The sequence below is a fragment of the Enterococcus sp. 3H8_DIV0648 genome (assembly GCF_002140655.1).
GTDB classification, from domain to species: domain Bacteria; phylum Bacillota; class Bacilli; order Lactobacillales; family Enterococcaceae; genus Enterococcus_A; species Enterococcus_A hulanensis.
Genome location: NZ_NGLG01000002.1, coordinates 1,088,434 through 1,106,379, shown reverse-complemented (window position 1 = coordinate 1,106,379; position 17,946 = coordinate 1,088,434). Strand labels below are relative to the sequence as shown.

16 protein-coding genes are annotated in these 17,946 nt (G+C 39.9%); all 16 read left to right on the top strand.

The features are described 5' to 3' along the window. The first annotated feature begins 114 nt into the window (after positions 1-114). The gene (locus tag A5875_RS21520) at positions 115-1,188 is read left to right on the top strand and encodes a replication initiator protein A (RefSeq protein ID WP_088935606.1); all 1,074 of its coding nucleotides are present in this window, start codon (positions 115-117) and stop codon (positions 1,186-1,188) included. 55 nt (positions 1,189-1,243) lie between these two features. Beyond that, entirely contained in the window at positions 1,244-2,764 is a 1,521-nt protein-coding gene (locus A5875_RS21515) for a chloride channel protein (RefSeq protein WP_088935605.1), read from the top strand. Between the two features lie 136 nt (positions 2,765-2,900). Further along, positions 2,901-3,971 carry a M24 family metallopeptidase gene (locus A5875_RS21510; protein WP_088935604.1) on the top strand — a complete coding sequence of 357 codons (1,071 nt, stop codon included), beginning with the start codon at positions 2,901-2,903 and terminating at the stop codon, positions 3,969-3,971. 195 nt (positions 3,972-4,166) lie between these two features. After that, positions 4,167-4,925 (top strand): threonine/serine ThrE exporter family protein, encoded by a 759-nt coding sequence (locus tag A5875_RS21505; RefSeq protein ID WP_088935603.1) that lies wholly within the window; start codon positions 4,167-4,169, stop codon positions 4,923-4,925. A 20-nt stretch (positions 4,926-4,945) separates the two neighbouring features. Next, positions 4,946-5,431, top strand: coding sequence for a threonine/serine exporter family protein (locus tag A5875_RS21500; RefSeq protein ID WP_088935602.1), 486 nt, complete (start codon positions 4,946-4,948; stop codon positions 5,429-5,431). A gap of 516 nt (positions 5,432-5,947) precedes the next feature. Continuing rightward, positions 5,948-7,024 (top strand): M24 family metallopeptidase, encoded by a 1,077-nt coding sequence (locus A5875_RS21495; protein WP_088935601.1) that lies wholly within the window; start codon positions 5,948-5,950, stop codon positions 7,022-7,024. Between the two features lie 15 nt (positions 7,025-7,039). Continuing rightward, complete coding sequence (gene pepI, locus A5875_RS21490; protein ID WP_088935600.1) at positions 7,040-7,921, top strand: proline iminopeptidase; 882 nt, start codon at positions 7,040-7,042, stop codon at positions 7,919-7,921. 27 nt (positions 7,922-7,948) lie between these two features. Beyond that, positions 7,949-9,304 carry a peptide MFS transporter gene (locus A5875_RS21485; protein ID WP_088935599.1) on the top strand — a complete coding sequence of 452 codons (1,356 nt, stop codon included), beginning with the start codon at positions 7,949-7,951 and terminating at the stop codon, positions 9,302-9,304. Positions 9,305-9,881: 577 nt separating this feature from the next. After that, positions 9,882-11,171, top strand: a complete 1,290-nt coding sequence (gene prdC / locus A5875_RS21480) for a proline reductase-associated electron transfer protein PrdC (RefSeq protein WP_171005002.1) — start codon at positions 9,882-9,884, stop codon at positions 11,169-11,171. 26 nt (positions 11,172-11,197) lie between these two features. Beyond that, a complete protein-coding gene (prdA, locus tag A5875_RS21475) occupies positions 11,198-13,099 on the top strand; it encodes a D-proline reductase (dithiol) proprotein PrdA (protein ID WP_088935597.1) in 1,902 nt (633 codons plus the stop codon). 9 nt (positions 13,100-13,108) lie between these two features. Further along, complete coding sequence (locus A5875_RS21470) at positions 13,109-13,414, top strand: CBO2463/CBO2479 domain-containing protein (RefSeq protein ID WP_010741587.1); 306 nt, start codon at positions 13,109-13,111, stop codon at positions 13,412-13,414. 3 nt (positions 13,415-13,417) lie between these two features. Then, positions 13,418-14,143: a D-proline reductase (dithiol) protein PrdB gene (gene prdB / locus A5875_RS24235; RefSeq protein ID WP_088935596.1), complete on the top strand. Its 726-nt coding sequence runs from the start codon at positions 13,418-13,420 to the stop codon at positions 14,141-14,143. A gap of 146 nt (positions 14,144-14,289) precedes the next feature. Continuing rightward, on the top strand, positions 14,290-15,027 hold the full coding sequence (prdD, locus tag A5875_RS21460; protein WP_088935595.1) for a proline reductase cluster protein PrdD: 738 nt from the start codon (positions 14,290-14,292) through the stop codon (positions 15,025-15,027). A 26-nt stretch (positions 15,028-15,053) separates the two neighbouring features. Then, complete coding sequence (locus A5875_RS21455; protein WP_088935594.1) at positions 15,054-15,533, top strand: glycine/sarcosine/betaine reductase component B subunit; 480 nt, start codon at positions 15,054-15,056, stop codon at positions 15,531-15,533. 203 nt (positions 15,534-15,736) lie between these two features. Then, on the top strand, positions 15,737-16,753 hold the full coding sequence (locus tag A5875_RS21450) for a proline racemase family protein (protein ID WP_088935593.1): 1,017 nt from the start codon (positions 15,737-15,739) through the stop codon (positions 16,751-16,753). Between the two features lie 18 nt (positions 16,754-16,771). Next, positions 16,772-17,653, top strand: coding sequence for a sulfite exporter TauE/SafE family protein (locus tag A5875_RS21445; RefSeq protein WP_088935592.1), 882 nt, complete (start codon positions 16,772-16,774; stop codon positions 17,651-17,653). Positions 17,654-17,946: the final 293 nt, after the last annotated feature.

Genomic DNA, 17,946 nt, shown 5'->3' with positions numbered 1-17,946 from the left:
TTATTAAGTATACCATATTTTGGTTGCTTTCTCAATCAAATATCCTGTGACAGTAAGCATTCCTTTAAAACTTTCGTAATAACTTTGAAAGTAATCTAAGGAGGTTTTTTTGTCATGTCCATAAATTTAGATAATATCATGACCGCAACAAACTTACCAAATGGGAATTATATTCCAATCGATTTAAATCTGATCAATAATCCAAAATACGAAAATCTTTCTATTGAAGCAATGATGCTCCATGCTCTATACACGATGCGTATGACTTGCAGCATTTACAATTCTCAAAAAGACGGAAGCTGGCTTGATGAAGCTGGGAAACCATACATTTACTTTTCCAATGAAGAGGCTGCCGCTTTGTTGCGCGTGTCAGAACGGAAAGTTACTAATTTGAAAAATACTTTAATTGCAGCTGGTTTAATCCAGATTCTTCGTCATGGACTTAAAAATTATCGTATTTATGTTGCAAATCCTAAAGCTTCTGAAAAAGATATCGTTGTGCAACTTTCTTTCAAAAATTATACTAGCACCAAATCAGTTAAAACTGTGGAAAACGACTTACCTAGAAAAGAAGAGTTATCCACTGTGGACAGAGACGCAGAATCTGCAGCTGCGAACTCGCAAAATTTGCTTACAAGTACACAAAAACAATTAGCAAACCAAAACACAAGAGAAACAAAAGCAACAAACAACGCAGCTAAAATAGCTGAGATTTCTCAAGAAGAAAGTCTCATTGACGGGTTAAGTGTTCGCTATGCGCATTTATTGCCTCAACAAGCATTTAACCGATTCTTACCTTTTTGTGAAGGCAATTATCGCAAAGCACGTTGGTTTGTTGATACGATTTTTAAAGCTAAATATGCGAGTTCTCAACAATATATAAATGCTGGATTGCCAGCTGAAGCAGACGTATTGACCTTTGAGCACAATGATTATTTCAAAACAGGTATCAGCGATGCCATAGCTAAAGCAATTGAACAAATGTATCGCTACAAGACGGTCAAAAATCCTGAAGGTTTCTTCTTTGCATTCATGAAGGGTTTCTTTACCGAAAAAACGCGTCAATATTTAATTGATCACTATCAGTTAACACCAGAATTACAACAAACGCTTTCATCTGTTCAATTGACTATTCAACAAAAAAACACACAACAAAAAACACGAAAAGTCGCCCAAAATCTCTCCTAAGACGGCCAACCTTTGTTATAATGTAGCGGAGTCTATCTAGAGAAAGGTTAATTATATGAATAAGTTTAAACTATCATTTTTTGGCTATAGTGGTCTTTTAGGACTAGCTGTCGGAGTCATTGTAGCTTTATTTATGGGGTTGACGGAGCTTGGAAATCAACTTTTGTGGCAAATTTTGCCCAAAGCAATCGGTGATCCACGCTTTTATCCTCTGATCATTTGTACAATTGGAGGCGTAGCGATTGGCTTTTTTGTGAAAACATTCGGCCGCTACCCCCGAACCTTACAAGAATCATTCACAGAATATGAAGAAACCAACCGAATTGATTATCACGATGGCAAGCTGGTACGAAATTTATTAGGCTCCTTAATTGTACTGTTCTTTGGAGCAAGCTTAGGACCAGAGGCAGCGTTAGTAGCCATTATCGGTGGATTAATAACATATATAGCAGATCGCAGGAAAATTGCTGAGCCTCAGCAAGCTGACATGATTGAGTTTGGTGTGGGAACCTCATTGGGAGTTATCTTTATGACACCACTATTCGGTGTTGGACGTTCTGTGGAACGGGACGATTGGCAGGTTGTTACGGAAAGTAAACTCAAAAAGTATGTCTTATATATTTTTACTACTTTTACTGGCTTTATTGGCTATCTTCTAACCTATAGTATTTTTCCGAATCAAGAGCAAGTCTTTGCGATTCGAAGAATGGAAAGTAGTTTTACTTGGCAAGGCTTATTGTTAGTCATTCCGATGATTATTTTAGGAGCGCTTTTCGGAAAATTCTTCTTAGTATCGCAAGAAAGAGGCGAGAAGCTGAATCAACGGATTCGTAATCCATTACCGCTGGCGATCTTTGCTGGAATTCTTTTAGGCGTTTTAGGAACGATTTCACCATACTTTCTATTTTCTGGTGAGCATACTTTGCTATCCTTTACCCGACAAGCGGAGACGATGAGCTTCTTCATCTTACTGCTGATTGGATTTGGTAAAGTTGCCATAACGATAATCTGTTTGGCCTGTAATTGGCGCGGAGGAACAATCTTTCCAATGATTTTTGCCAGCATTGCGGTCGGATTAGCCTTTGCGAATTTGCTGCCATACTCACCAGGTTTACTAGTTGCTGTGTTTACGGCTAGTGCCTGCGCAGTGATTTTGAAACAGCCTTTTGCAACGGCATGTCTGTTTTTATTGCTGTTTCCAGTAGAATTGTTTTTATGGATCTGGTTGGCAGGGTATCTAGGCAATTTATTTTTACAGCTAGTGCCATTTTTCCAAGAAGAACAAACAATCAACACCTTCAAGCTTCCTGAACTGCCGAAGCGAACCAAAAAGTCTTCAGTAAAAACAGAGGAAGAGGGCGCTACACGGGATGTTTCTGAATTAAGAAAAGCCGCTAAGCGTAAAAAAGCAGAAAAAGCTGATCTACAGCCACGAGTTACCGAACCTAAGCAAGAAATTTTGACACGTAAAGAAGTTCGTAAACCACGTGAACCAGAAAGTACTGCTGCAAATAAAACAGATAGACCACCAACTGATGCACCAAGAACTCGTATGAGTCGCCATCAACGTAAATAAACCTAAGGGAAGAAAGTTGAATAAACTTTTTTCCCTTTTTTTATCCAATTTTTTGAAAGCGTTGACCAAAGTTCTGCTGACTGCTACTCTATTTATTAGAAGGCTAGAACTTCAAAACAGAAAGGAACGTGTGACAATGTTAAACGAAGGAAAGATTCGTGCGTATTTGGAAAAAGAAAAACTGGATGCTTTTTTTATTGCCAAAAGGGTGAACGTTCGTTTTACTAGCGGTTGGACAGGAGACGATTCATTCATTTTGCTCACACAAGAAGGACAATACTTTTTAACAGATCCGCGCTATACCGAACAGGCGGATATCGAAGTACCAGATTATGAAATTATCAATTGGCGCCTGCCTGGTCGAACTGTTGGAGATACTGTGGCGCGCTTAGCTAGTGAGAAAAACTTAAAAACGATCGCTTTTGAGGCGGATTATTTAACCTATGATATGTATTCTGATTTCACGTCGAAAACAACAGCCGAATTCGTACAAGCCGGCGGTGTGATTGATCGCATGCGGGCAATTAAATCCCCTCAAGAAATTCAATACATGCGTAATGCGTGTGAAATTTCTTGTCGTGCGTTTAATCGAATTTTGGATGACATTCGCGTTGGGGTTACCGAAAAAGAGTTAGCTGCCAGACTTTCTATGTATATGGTACAAGAAGGGGCGGATACACAGCCTTATGGGAATATTTTGATTTCCGGAGCAAATACATCGTTATTACACGGGATTCCATCGAAAAAATCAATTGAATATGGCGACTTTGTCTTAATGGATTTTGGTTGTCAGTATGAAGGCTACATGTCTGATATGACGCGAACAGTTGTTGTCGGTAAAGCATCAGATAAACAACGCGAAGTTTACGAACTGGAAAAACAAAGCTTAGAAGCGTCAGAAGCTGTAATGAAAAATGGTGCTGCGGTGAAAGATATTTATCAAGCATCATTGAAACCGTTAGAAGGTACCGAGTATCCACAATATACCTACCGTAATATCGGCCACAGTATCGGTTTGTTTGTACACGAATTACCATACATTGATGAACAATATGATGACGTATTGGAAACAGGTATGGTGATGACCATTGAACCAGGAATCTACATTCCAGATTGGGGCGGTGTACGAATCGAAGACCAAGTTTTGATCACTGATAACGGCTATGAAAATATGATCAGCATTTCTCATGATTTGATTGAATTATAAGCGTGAGATAGGCTATACTAAGACGACGACGGCAAAAGCTGTCGTCGTTTTTTAACAGTTAGTCACGATGTTTTTTCAATGAAAAGCGATGCTATTAGTGTTGTTGCTGTCAGATTTCGTGCACTAAATCATTTTCTAAAGCTTAAACGATGAACAAGTTGGAGAATTTTCCAATAGAAAAAAGGAGGGAGACCGATGGATGAACGGGAATCTTTTGATTTTGTCTATGATATTAGTGAAACTTTATTAAAGAATGGTGCAGAAATCAAACGGATCGAGACGACTATTCGTCATATTGCGGAAGCATTAGACTTGAAAGAATTTGATAGTTTTGTGTTAATCAATGGTATTTTTATGACGGCGCGGTTGAAAGACCAAACTGTTCAAGCGCGGGTTCGAGATATTCCGATCTCACCAATTAACTTGGGACGTATCGAACAAATTAACACCTTATCGCGAAGGTTAACTGAAAAACGCTTGAGTCCCGAAGAAGCGAATGAGTGGCTGCAAGAGATTAAGCAGGAAACTTTTGCTTCCAATCCATTGAAAATTTTTGCCTATGCTTTTGGTAGCGCTAGTTTCTGTTTTATTTTTGGTGGAAGCTTGTGGGATACGATCGGCGCTCTCTTTTTAGGTGTGCTGTTAGCCTGCTTTTCTATGTACTTATTACCAAAATTCAATATGTCAGATATTATTTCGACGATTACTTGCAGTGGGTTTGTCAGTATTTTGGCTTGTTTATTTGTTCATTTTTTCCCAGTATTGCAATTGACGAGTCTAGTTACTGGGGGGATTATTTCCCTTTTACCGGGAGTGGCAGTCGTTAATGGGATTCGTTATTTATTTGATGGTGATTATAGCTCTGGTTGGGGACAGATGATCTACGCATTGATCACGGCTCTCTGCGTGTCAGTTGGAGTTGGCTTAGTTTTAAAAGTATTCAGCATCATGTAGTTAAGAATGATTTTCTAAAAATGGTGAGAGGAGTGAAGCCGATGATAAATGGTTTGTTTCAGGTTTTAGCAGGTTTTCTAGGTACCATCTCATTTGCAATTTTGTTCGAAGTACCACGCCGCTACTATGTTCATTGCGGAGTAATCGGCGCATGCGGCTGGTTTATCTATTTATTGATCATGCATTTTTGGGTTGCACCAATAGCAGCGACCTTCATTGCCTCATTGGCTCTGATCTATCTTTCACGAGAAGCCTCGTTTGCTCTAAAAGCACCAGTGACGATTTTTTTGATTTGCGGTATTTTTTGTCTCGTTCCGGGGATGGGGATTTACAATTTTACTTATAATTTCTTCATTGGTGATTCTATTAAAGCAGCTCAGATTGGCGTGCAAGTTTTGAAGATCGCCATCGCGATTGCGGTGGGAATCACCGTAGGATATGAATTATCGCCAAAATTCTTCTATTCTTATCATAAAATGCAAAAGAATAAAAATTCATTCTCATGAATAAACACACTTAACAGTCTTGTTGTATAACAGGATTGTTTTTTATTTTATTATGATAACAAAAAAACAGCCAGATCGTTATAGTAGATGTTATTGAAAATCCCATTTTTTTAATTAAAAAACAATTTAATGAGAGAAAGATAAGGAAGGTAATTAACTGGAGATATAATAGATTTTGGGATAGTTTTTTTAGAATTATTCCAGATAGGCGATGATTTCGAAAAAAAGTTTAAAGAATTGTTTAAATAAGCCAAAAGATATAGTAAACTAGTGGAAGCGGATACGAACAATTAAATTTGAATTTATTCGTCTAAAGACTTGAAATTCAAATGGATTTATGGTTATTTTAAAACTAGTGATAGGTGAATAGTTGCACAATTTTTTTGTTACTAATTCCGAACTGTTGCATAGCAGTGAGTTTCCGCGCAAAGAGATTATTAACAGCTACGTGAAAGCAGAGCTGTTTTTAATAATGCCGACAGGCAAACAATATATCAATAGAAGGAGTGAAACATTTTGAAAGAACGTCGCGTTGAAAGAGTAATTGAAAAAATGAAAGAACAAGGTTATGGCCAACTGTTAGTTTCAGATCCAACAACTATTTTCTATCTAACTGGTCGCTGGATTCATCCTGGTGAACGGTTGTTAGTATTAGTGATTACTCCAGATAACAAAAACACATTGATCGTTAACAAATTATTCCCAATCGAAGAAGACTTGGGCGTGGAAAAAGTATTTATTGATGATACCGACGATGCTGTGAAGAAAGTTCTTGAGTATGTTGATACTGACCAAAAAATTGGTGTAGACAAGAACTGGCCTGCTCATTTCTTATTACACTTGTTAGAACTTGTTCCAAATGCCAAATTAGGTAATGGTTCAGAAGTGACTGATGCGGTTCGTGCTATCAAAGACGAAGAAGAAAAGCAATTGATGCGTGAAGCACAGGCTGATAATGAGATTGCTATTGATCGTTTGAAGAAATTATTGCCTGAAGAATTAACTGAAGCTGAAATGGCAGACAAGCTAGGTCAAATTTACAAAGAGTTAGGCAACACAGGCTTCTCATTTGATCCAATCGTTGGTTATGGCGCAAATGCTGCAGACCCTCACCACGAAACGGATGATTCAAAAGTAAAACCAGGGGATTCTGTCATTCTAGACATTGGCGGCATCAAGAATTCATATGCTTCAGACATGACTCGGACATTCTTCTATAAAGAAGTTTCTGACAAAGGCCGTGAAGTTTATGAAATCGTAAAAGAAGCAGCTCAACGTGCGATTGATTTAGTGAAACCAGGAGTGAAGCTTTCTGATCTTGACGCTGCAGCCCGTGATTATATTACAGAAAAAGGCTATGGCGAATACTTTACTCATCGCCTAGGACACTTCATCGGAATCGATTGTCACGAAACAGGTGATGTTTCAGGAGCAAACGATAATGTTGCTGAAGTTGGCAATGTCTTCTCAATCGAACCAGGAATCTATATTCCAGGCGAAGTTGGCGTGCGTATCGAAGACTTGGTAATCGTAACAGAAGATGGCTGTGAAAACTTGAATCATTATCCTAAAGACTTAGAAGTAATCGGTTAGGAGGCCGCGCAACGTATGAAAATCGAAGAAGGATATATGCCTTATCTAGGGCATCAAACTTATTACCGGATTGTTGGTGAACAAGCTGGTGATAAGAAACCATTGATTGTCATGCACGGCGGACCCGGATCAACCCATAACTATTTTGAAGTACTTGATGAAATGGCGGTCGATGGCCGCCAGATCATCATGTATGATCAATTAGGTTGCGGTAAGTCTGCGGTACCTTCACAGCCGGAACTTTGGACGGCTGAAACATGGGTCAATGAATTGATCGCACTAAGAGAGCATCTGGGTCTGGATGAAGTCCATTTATTAGGACAATCTTGGGGCGGAATGTTAGAGATCATCTATGTTTGTGATTATGCACCAAAAGGCATTAAGAGTATGGTACTTTCAAGTACTTTACCTTCTGCTAAATTATGGGCTCAAGAACAACATCGGATGATTAAATTCATGTCGGAAGAAGACCAAGCGGCAATTGCGAAAGCGGAAGAAACGGGTGTTTATGATGATCCTGCTTATTTAGCAGCGAATGATCGCTTTATGGTACGCCATGCGGCACCGGTATTTACCGAAAAAGATCCTGAACCTTTGTGGCGTAAAAAAGTAGCAGGAACAGAAAGCTATGTAACAGCTTGGGGACCAAACGAATATTCACCAGAAGGAACTTTGCACGGGTATGATTACACTGAAAAATTACAAGATGTAACTATACCGACACTTGTTACTAGCGGCACAAACGATTTGTGTACACCTTTAGTAGCAAAAACCATGTACGACGCGATTCCAGGAGCAAAATGGGAATTGTTTGCTTATAGCAGACATATGCCTTTTGTTGAAGAACGTGAGAAGTATATGAAATTGTTGGAAGATTGGTTATTAGCGAACGATTAATTTTTTTAGAAGAAAGAAGGAATGATAGTGGAAACAACTCCAGTAAAAACTAAGAAGCCTTTTGGGTTTTACGTCTGTGCACTAGGGTTCTCATTTGAACGGTGTGCGTTTTACACAGTAAAATATATGCTAGCGATTTGGATCGCAGTTAACGTAGGGTCTGGTGGTCTTGGACTATCAACTGCAAAAGCAGCATCAGTTTCAGCCGCATTCGTTGCAATGACGTATATAACTCCAATTGTTGGAGGGTGGTTAGCTGACTATTGGTTAAGTCCACGTTTGTGTGTGGCTGCCGGAATGGTCTTGATGGGAATAGGCTATCTATTCACTTGGCAAGCACACTCTCTTACAATGGTTTGGATTATGATTATTTTAGTATCTATTGGGACTGGCTTATTTAAAGGGAATTTATCCGGTGTTAACGGGCTCCTTTTTGATGATGAAAAAGCATTAAATGAAGCATTTTCTGTTCAGTATTCATTTGTAAATATTGGATCGTTCATTGGAACAACGTTCTTAGTGTTGTTGATTAAACCATTCGGCTATAATTTTGTTTTCTTGATTTGTGGTATTTTACTATTGATTGATGCACTTTGGTTCATTTTTAATAGCCGTTCATTAGGTGAAGCTGGTAAAAAACCATTTAAGGTTGACCAACGTAAATTTGAATCTGCTGGTAAAAAAGAAGAAGGTGCTGATACTAAGCTAACTTCTGGAGATAAAAAACGTATTTTGGCGATTATTTTAGTTACGATATTCTCCATTGTTTTTTGGACAGTTTGGTATCTAGCATATATGCCAGCTTACTATTACTTTGGTTATGGTGATGGTGCCGGCTTCTTAGGTCGTGCTAACTGGATGATTGGAAGCTTCCAAATTCCAACATCTTATTTTGACTCAATGAATGCTTTGACTTGTATTGTTTTAGGCCCATTATTGGGACGTTTATGGACTAAGCTGGCTGCTCGTCCTAAAGGCGATATGAGTATGTTTAAGAAAACCGCTTTAGGAATGATTCTAGTTGGTGTTTCTTATGTTGTCATGGTATTTGCTGATATTGTTGGTAATGGAACCACTTCAATTATTTGGTTAGTTATGGTAAGTTTGTTGATGTCTGTCGGTGAAATGATCTTTTCTCCTTTAGGGAATTCATTTATCGCTAAACTAGCACCAGCTAAAGTGATGGGCTTACTATTGGGTTTATGGCCTATCGCAGTATTCTTTGCGACGATGATTTATCCTAAAATTTATGCAGTTTTAGAAACAAGTGATCCAGCTCGTTTCCAAATGGGTTACGGTATTCTGGCTGCAGTTGTTATTGTGTTAGGTCTAATACTTTGGTTTGGAAGTAAGACACTCGACCGTTTAGAACAAGACGATTAATCAGAAGTATTAAGCTCCTGTCTAAAAAAGACAGGAGCTTTTTTGCGTTTATAAACAGCCGAAAGAATTGTAGATGCAAGATGAGAAAGACTAATGTGAACAGTTATACATATAAATTTCACTTAAGGTAGTAGATTTAATTGATAAATGGAATCTATAGAGTTCTTGTCTTATATACACATCTAGATGTGTATAAGAGACAGCTATAGAGTTCTGTTTCAACTGATAATGAGTCTCGATTAAATAACGATAGTGAAAGCTAAATTCATTTGTGAAATAACTAATCTTCCTATAAAGAACTGTCAGATATTAATTGGATTAACGGTTAAACCTGCTGGATAAAAATAGGTTTAAGTTAGTATTTGCAAACGCTTTTTGTGAAGTTGACAAGTTTGATGAAAATTTAATTAGAGAATCCAAAAAAATATACATTTCGTAAAGTTATTTGTCAGAAAATATCAAAATAATCAAGAAACGACCTTTTACATGATGGGTGATTGTGCTATTATTTACATGAACTACGGGTGGCTGATTTGCTCAAGTTCGAACAAACAAAGAAGCGAGGAGGTGAAATAATTTGACACAAATTCTTATACCATTAAAACAACATGTCGGCGCTCCTTGTAAAGGGATCGTAAAGGCGGGTGATCAAGTCCAACGAGGACAATTGATTGCAGAACCAAATGGCTTAGGTGCAAATATCCATGCAAGTTTTTCTGGGAAAGTAGTAGATGTTGATGGTGAAAATATCGTTCTGACAATTGATGAAGAACAGGATTTTTCTAAATATCTACCTATTCCTGATACAGAGTCTAATGCAAAAGCAGTCGAAGCAGCAGGTATTGTCGGTGCTGGAGGAGCTGGTTTTCCAACTTTTTTGAAACTGGCTTGTGATATTCCAGAAGGAACATTTATCGCAAACGGTGCTGAATGTGAAGCATTGCTAGCGCATAACGTGAAACAGATGAGCGAACACATCGATCAATTGATTCGCGGAATGAAGTACTGTATGGAGATGACTAACGCTCCTAAAGGTGTCATTGCTGTGAAAGGCAAGCATCGGTTGTTAGTCGCACGGTTGTTAAAAGCAGTGGACAATGAACCAACGCTTGATGTTTACCAACTGCCGGATATTTATCCAGCAGGGGATGAACGAATGATCGTTCGTGAAGTAATGGACATTGTTTTAGAACCAGGCCAGCTTCCAACAGAAGTTGGTGCGGTGATTGATAATGTGGAAACGATTAAACGAATCGCGGAAGCAATTGAAGATCGCAAACCGTTCATTGACAAAGATGTGACCGTATCAGGTCGTGTAAAACAAAAAGAAACTGTATTTGTTGATGTGCCAATCGGGACACCAGTTAAAACATTGATCAACAATGTTGGCGGATATGTCGAACCGCATGGCGAGATCGTAATCGGCGGACCAATGACGGGAAGAAGCGGCGATGAGATGACTCCTATCACTAAAACTAGTGGTGGTGTGTTAGTCGCAATGCCATTCCCTCAAGAAAGTCGTAAAGTCGGTCTTTTGATTTGCGAGTGCGGCGGTTCTGCCGAACGGATGACCGAGATTGCCAACAACATGGGCGCAGAAGTTGTCGCTGCTGAAAGATGCAAGCGAATGGTAGAAGTAAATGGAAGATATAGATGTGCCTTGCCAGGTATTTGTCCAGGTCAAGCTGCAACTGTTATGTCCTTGAAGAAACAAGGCGCAGAAGTAGTAATGACTGGATCGTGTTCCGATTGAACGAACACCGTTATGGGTGTAGCTCCTAGGTTAGGAGTTCCGGTTTATCATCATACAGATCATGTACTGCGGGCAGATGGGCACAGACTATATCGTAAATTACCTACAAACTAATCAAAAATTTTAGGAGGATTTAACGAATGTCTATTACAGCAGAAACTGCTAAAGAACATGCCAAAGACCCTGCAGTGCTATGTTGCCGTGCAGAAGCAGGCAAAGTAATTGCACCAGATGATTTAGAAGATCCAGCGATCTTTCCAGATTTAGAGGATTCAGGTTTATTAGAATTACCTGAAAGTACTCTAACTATCGAACAAGTACTTGGCACGACATTGAAAGAAACAACGGATGCGTTGGTTCCATTAACAAAAGAATTACTAGATGGTGTTTCTGAAGGCACTGAAGAAGCAACAGAAGAGGAAGCTCCTGCTGAAGAAGCAGCTCCAGCTCCTGTAGCGCCTATTGCTCCGGTAGCACCAGTTGCGCCAGTCGGCGGACAAACAATCAAAATCCATATTGCTGAAGGACGCGGTATTGATCTAGAAGTACCAATGTCTATTGCAGGTCAAATGGGTGTAGCTCCAGCAGCACCAGCGGCTCCAGTTGAAGCAGCACAAGCACCAGAAGCATCAACGGTTGAAGCAGCGGCTCCTGAAGCTAAAGTAGAAGAAAAAGTAGTTCGTTCAGTTCGTCGTGATCACATGAAGATCGAAAAAGTTATTTTCGGTGACGAAACGAAAATTGAAGGCACTACATTAGTTCTACGTAAAATGGAAGATATGTGTGCGGAAGCAGCAGAACTAGAAGAACTAGTTGAAAGTGTTACTTTTGAAATCATTACACCAGATAAATACAACGAATACAGTGAAACAATCATGGACGTACAACCAATCGCTGCTAAAGTTGATGGCGCAGATATCGGCCATGGCGTTACTCGTGTGTTAGATGGCGTTGTAATGGTTCTTACAGGTACCGACGCAAATGGTGTACAAATCGGAGAATTCGGTTCATCTGAAGGTGAACTAGACCGTAACATCATGTGGGGACGTCCTGGTGCACCAGATAAAGGCGAAATCTTTATCAAAACACAAGTAACGATTAAAGAAGGCGCGAATATGGAACGTCCTGGACCATTAGCCGCTCATAAAGCATCTGACTACATTACTCAAGAAATTCGCGAAGCAGTTAAAAAAGCAGATGAATCTTTAGTTGTAGAACAAGATGAGATCGTACAAAAACGCCGTATTGGTAACAAACGTGTGATCATCGTCAAAGAGATCATGGGTCAAGGTGCGATGCACGATAACTTGATTATGCCAATCGAACCAGTTGGAACATTAGGTGCAAAACCTAACGTTGACTTGGGTAACTTGCCAGTTGTCTTAGCACCAACTGAAGTATTAGACGGCGGGATCCATGCATTAACATGTATTGGACCAGCATCAAAAGAAACTTCTCGTCACTACTGGAGAGAACCTCTAGTACGTGAAGCGATGGAAGATGAAGAAATCGATTTAGTCGGTATCATGTTTGTTGGTTCTCCGCAAGCTAATACTGAAAAATACTATGTTTCTAAACGTTTAGGTATGACGATCGAAGCAATGGATGTAGATGGCGCGATCGTTACGACCGAAGGATTTGGTAACAACCACATCGACTTTGCTTCACATATTGAAGAAATCGGCAAACGCGGCATTAAAGTTGTCGGCGACTCTTATTCAGCTGTACAAGGTGCGTTAGTTGTCGGAAACCCAGAAATGATTGCAATGGTTGACAACAACAAATCAATGCAAGGTATCGAAAATGAAATCTTGTCTAATAACACACTATGTAAAGAAGACGCGATTCGTGATTTAGCAATGTTGAAAACATTAATGGGCGGCGGTACGATCAAAACTGCTGAACGTAAATGGAATCCAAATGTGAAAGCAAACAACATTGAAATCATTGAAAAAACTACAGGTAAGAAAATTGACCTAGTAGATAATGAGCAAGTCTTACCTAAGAGTAAAAAACGCCAAGAAATTTACGAAGTAGAATAAGGTGAAGTAATGGATGGAATGAACAAACTCAAATATATTTCGACGGAACAGATGTTTGAAGGGATTATCGTTGAACTTCATGATGCCAGCGTAACGATTGACTTGAAAGGTCGTTTGGGCCAGCTTAAAATACCCCGTCGAATGATCATTTCTGAGTATAATTTAGAAATCGGTCAAGAAGTTGGGTTTTTAATGACCTATCCAGAAGTTTTGGCCGAAGAGCCGGATGAACATTATAAGACTGCTATTTATGAGCATGAACGTCGTCGGGCCGAGGCCAGAAAAAAACGTGAAGAAGCAAGAGAGGAGAATTAACACATGGGCTTAACAGTCTTTGAAGGGTTACAGTCAGAAATTTTTGTGCCGATTACGCCAAAATCTGTCTTTACCCCAGTTAAAAAAGAGCTTAAAGAAATGCGTGTGGCATTAGCAACTGCAGCCGGCGTACATTTGAAAACAGATAAACGATTCAACTTAGCGGGAGATACTTCTTTCCGTGAAGTACCAGATACTTCAGCAACAGATGATTTGATGGTTTCTCATGGAGGATACGATAATGCCGATGCGAATCGCGACATTAACGCAATGTTCCCATTAGACCGTCTGCACGAATTAGCAGCGGAAGGATTCATCAAAGAATCTGCCCCTGTACACTACGCATTTATGGGTGGTGGCGGAGACCAAGACGCATTCCACGATGTGACTGGACCTGCTATTGCTCAAAAATTAGTAGAAGAAGAAGTTGACGCAGTCATCTTAACCGCTGGCTGAGGAACCTGTCATAGAACTGCCGTGATCGTGCAGAGAGCTATTGAGGAAGCAGGGATTCCTACTATTTTAATCGCTGCGTTACCACCAGTTGTACGCCAAAACGGTACTCCACGTGCTGTTGCACCGCGCGTACCAATGGGTGCCAATGCTGGTGAACCACATAACATTGAAATGCAAACAGGTATCATGAAAGATACTTTGGAAGCATTAGTAACAATCGAAACGCCAGGGAAAATTGTTCCATTACCTTATGAATACATTGCCCACGTCTAAATCAAGAGGCTGATTTAATAAGTGCTCAGCGTCGAGAAATAAGACGAAAATTCCTAAAACTGTTTATCAAGTTTTTGTGAATTTTCGACTTATTTCTGAAGGCGCTACTTATTAATCGCCGTTTACGTTGAAAGCAGGTGTGAATGATGCGAGGCGAAACTTTAAAGATCAAAGTTTTTCATATGGAAGAAGTTACTGCAGGTAACGACTTTCGTATCGAACCAACGCGCTTACAAATCAAGCAAGACTTTGACTGCAAGGACGCCGATATTCAGAAGCTGACGATTCGATTACTCCCACCACATCAACATGAAGTTGAAACCAATACCATCATGGATATCATTCCGATTTCTACGAAGGTGTTGGGTGTGTTGGGTACAGGGATCACGCATACACTTACTGGGGTTTCTGTCGTTATGACAGGTGCTATTGAAGAAGGAGAACAAATGCATGAATTTGGCTCTTCTGAGGGTGTTTTGCGTGATCATTTAGTATTGAATCGAGCAGGGACGCCTAACGCTGATGACTACATTATTTTAGTAGATCTCCTAGCGAAAAAGGGGACTCCTTTTAATCGTGAGCTCTGTCTCAAAATGTTTGCGATCGTGGATGAATTTATCCAAGAAATTCGTGAACGAATGAAGATGCTGGAAGGTAAAGATGCTTGCGAAGCTCATGTCTTTGAAGAGAATATCAACCCCGGAAAACCTAAAGTCGCTTTGGTCAAACAAGTGGCTGGTCAAGGAGCGATGTATGATATGCTGCTCTATCCAAATGAACCAAGTGGTTTCAAAGGTGGATGTTCGATCATCGATATGAACAATATGCCAGTCTTTTTATCAGCAAATGAGTATCGCGATGGAGCGATTCGTTCCATGGTTTAACTGAATAACGGATAGGTGGTGGCGTTATGGGAATTGGCCCATCGACAAAAGAAACATCACTGCATCACTTTCAAGATCCCCTCGTCGAACTTTTAGGCAAGGACCCCGATATCGACTTTCAAGGAGTCGTGGTCGTGGGGACACCGCAGAGCAACGCAATGAAATACCTAGTTGGGCAGCGTACCGCTGCATGGTTGGAAGGAATGCGCACAAATGGTGTGATTGCTGCAACTGACGGCTGGGGAAATTCAGATGTGGACTTTGCGAATACCTTAGAGGAAATCGGTCGTCGAGATATCAGCGTGATTGGACTCAAGTTCATTGGTACACAAGCAAAGTTTGTGGTTGAAAATGACTTTACCACGCACGTACTGGATTTTAACAAATCAGAAGCGGGTATCGAAACGGAAGTAGTCGGCGAAAATACGATTAATCAGCGGGATGCAGTAAAAGCGCTTGCGTCAATCAAATTAAAAATGCGAAAAGATAATCAACAGGTACGTTAGAGTAATTGTTGATGAATGAATCATCAGAGTCCTATTTTAATTAAATAGGAAGCGAAGGTGTCAGTGCTGCTTTTCGCAGTATCATTGAAATAGTGAACAAAAAAATCTCGAACGCCGTTTAACAGAATCATATATGGGCGTGAGAATCAGGCGATTTTTTCAACGGAAAAAATCATTCATTACTTTGAACAAGGAGGATAATCATGAAAGTATCAAAAATGATCTCAGCGATCGACACTCATACAGCAGGTGAAGCTGCACGTTTAATCATCGGTGGAATTCCAAAATTCCCAGGTGAAACAATGGCTGATAAGAGAGCTTATTTAGAAACAGAAGCAGATGACTTGCGTAGAATGTTGATGCTTGAACCACGTGGGCACCGTGATATGTTTGGCGCTTTTATCACTGAACCAGTTCACAAAGAAGCTGACTATGGAATCATCTTTATGGATTCAGGCGGCTATTTGAACATGTGCGGACACAACACAATTGCGGCGATGACATCAGCAGTTGAACAAGGCTGGGTAGAAGTAAAAGAAGGCGACCGTGAAGTAAAAGTTGTTCAAGATACACCAGCAGGAATCGTTCGCGGAACAGTACATTTGGATGAAGACTACTCAGCAGAGTCAGTATCATTCGAAAACGTGGAATCATTCCTTTATAAAGAAAATGTAAAAGTCAATGTTCCTGAAATTGGTGAATTGGCAATGGATATTTCTTTCGGCGGAAGCTTCTTTGCGATCTTGCCGGCAGCATCTGTTGGATTGGAAATCAAACCAGAAAATGCTTCGAAATTTAACGATCTGGGTATGATCATTCGTGATGCAGTGAATGAACAAATTGAAATTCAACATCCAACATTGGAACATATCAAAACAGTTGACCTTGTTGAATTTTATGGACCGGCTACAAGTCCAGATGCGACTTATCAAAACGTCGTTGTGTTTGGCGATGGACAAGTTGACCGTTCACCTTGTGGAACTGGTACAAGCGCAAAACTTGCAACACTATATGGTAAAGGCGAGATGAAGGTCGGCGATACATTTGTGTATGAAAGTATTTTGTGTACGAAGTTTAAAGGCGAAATTGTAGAAGAGGCTGAAGTTGGAGGGTATAAAGCAATTATTCCTCGTGTAACAGGTTCGGCTTATGTCACTGGATACAACTCATTCTTAGTTGATCCGAAAGATTCCTTGAAGGATGGTTTCCTTCTGGGATAAAAATGGAGGAGGGGTAATATGGTAACACTATTATTAGCGATTTATGTTGGTTTGATTTTATTACACACGGCAAATATGGGACGTGACTGTATCAAGCATAAGGATGATTTAGGACATGGAAATTGGTTTGTCTCAGGAATTATCGGCTTTATTACAGACTTCTTAGATACGTTAGGAATCGGAAGTTTTGCGCCTACAACCTTACTTTTAGATTTTACAAAGCAATTAAGTTCTGACCGTTTATTGCCAGGAACATTAAATGTTGGTCATGGTATTCCGGTATTAGTTGAAGCGTTTATCTTCACTCAGGTAGTGGATGTTTCTCCAGTAACTTTATTCGCTCTAGTTGGGTCTGCGACAATCGGTGCATTTATCGGTTCAAAATTTGTAACTGGATTACCAGAAAAGAAAGTTCAACTTTGGATGGGCTGGGCCTTGATCGTAACAGCTGTTTTGATGTTTGCGCGTCAACAAGGTTGGATCGATATCTTAGGTGCAGATAATACAGCAACAGCGTTGACAGGAATCAAATTGATCATCGGTGTTGTGATCAACTTCTTCTTAGGAGCATTGATGACGATCGGTGTTGGTTTGTACGCACCATGTATGGCAATGGTTTACATGTTGGGCCTAAGCCCGCTAGTTGCTTTCCCAGTAATGATGGGATCATGTGCTGGTTTGATGCCAATCGCAAGTTTGAACTTTGTTAAAACAGGTGATTATGCACGTAAGGTTAGTTTAGCGATCACAGTTGGTGGGATTGTCGGAGTAATTATCGCTGCGAAATTTGTAACTGGCTTAGATTTAGAAATTCTAACTTATATCATCATTTTAGTAATCATTTACACAGGTATTACTTATATTCGTAAGAGTATGAAACCTTCTGCTGCAAAAGCATAAAAATGATTCTGAACTACTTGCTTATTTTGGTGGTTCTACCGAAAAAGTAAAGTAACAAAATAAGACAGTCCGATCAAGAGAATTTTTCTCCTGATCGGGCTGTTTTTTTCTGTAAATCGTCCATCTAGTGGATGAATCAGTGAAAGCTCTTGCTGTTTAATCGATGAGTAAAACAGTAATTAAAGCTTGCTTTTGCGGTCCAGTGTTACTCTAGGTAGTTCGGATATTTAGGTTAGTTCACCAAGTACTCTGCCACGTTAGGTTCAGTGTGGCAGACGTTGTGTATCATGGTG

Coding starts and splice junctions, on each gene's coding strand:
- A5875_RS21520 (WP_088935606.1), top strand. CDS start 115: ATGTCCATAAATTTAGATAATATCATGACCGCAACAAACTTACCAAAT.
- A5875_RS21515 (WP_088935605.1), top strand. CDS start 1,244: ATGAATAAGTTTAAACTATCATTTTTTGGCTATAGTGGTCTTTTAGGA.
- A5875_RS21510 (WP_088935604.1), top strand. CDS start 2,901: ATGTTAAACGAAGGAAAGATTCGTGCGTATTTGGAAAAAGAAAAACTG.
- A5875_RS21505 (WP_088935603.1), top strand. CDS start 4,167: ATGGATGAACGGGAATCTTTTGATTTTGTCTATGATATTAGTGAAACT.
- A5875_RS21500 (WP_088935602.1), top strand. CDS start 4,946: ATGGTGAGAGGAGTGAAGCCGATGATAAATGGTTTGTTTCAGGTTTTA.
- pepI (WP_088935600.1), top strand. CDS start 7,040: ATGAAAATCGAAGAAGGATATATGCCTTATCTAGGGCATCAAACTTAT.
- prdA (WP_088935597.1), top strand. CDS start 11,198: ATGTCTATTACAGCAGAAACTGCTAAAGAACATGCCAAAGACCCTGCA.
- A5875_RS21470 (WP_010741587.1), top strand. CDS start 13,109: ATGGATGGAATGAACAAACTCAAATATATTTCGACGGAACAGATGTTT.
- prdD (WP_088935595.1), top strand. CDS start 14,290: ATGCGAGGCGAAACTTTAAAGATCAAAGTTTTTCATATGGAAGAAGTT.
- A5875_RS21455 (WP_088935594.1), top strand. CDS start 15,054: ATGGGAATTGGCCCATCGACAAAAGAAACATCACTGCATCACTTTCAA.
- A5875_RS21450 (WP_088935593.1), top strand. CDS start 15,737: ATGAAAGTATCAAAAATGATCTCAGCGATCGACACTCATACAGCAGGT.
- A5875_RS21445 (WP_088935592.1), top strand. CDS start 16,772: ATGGTAACACTATTATTAGCGATTTATGTTGGTTTGATTTTATTACAC.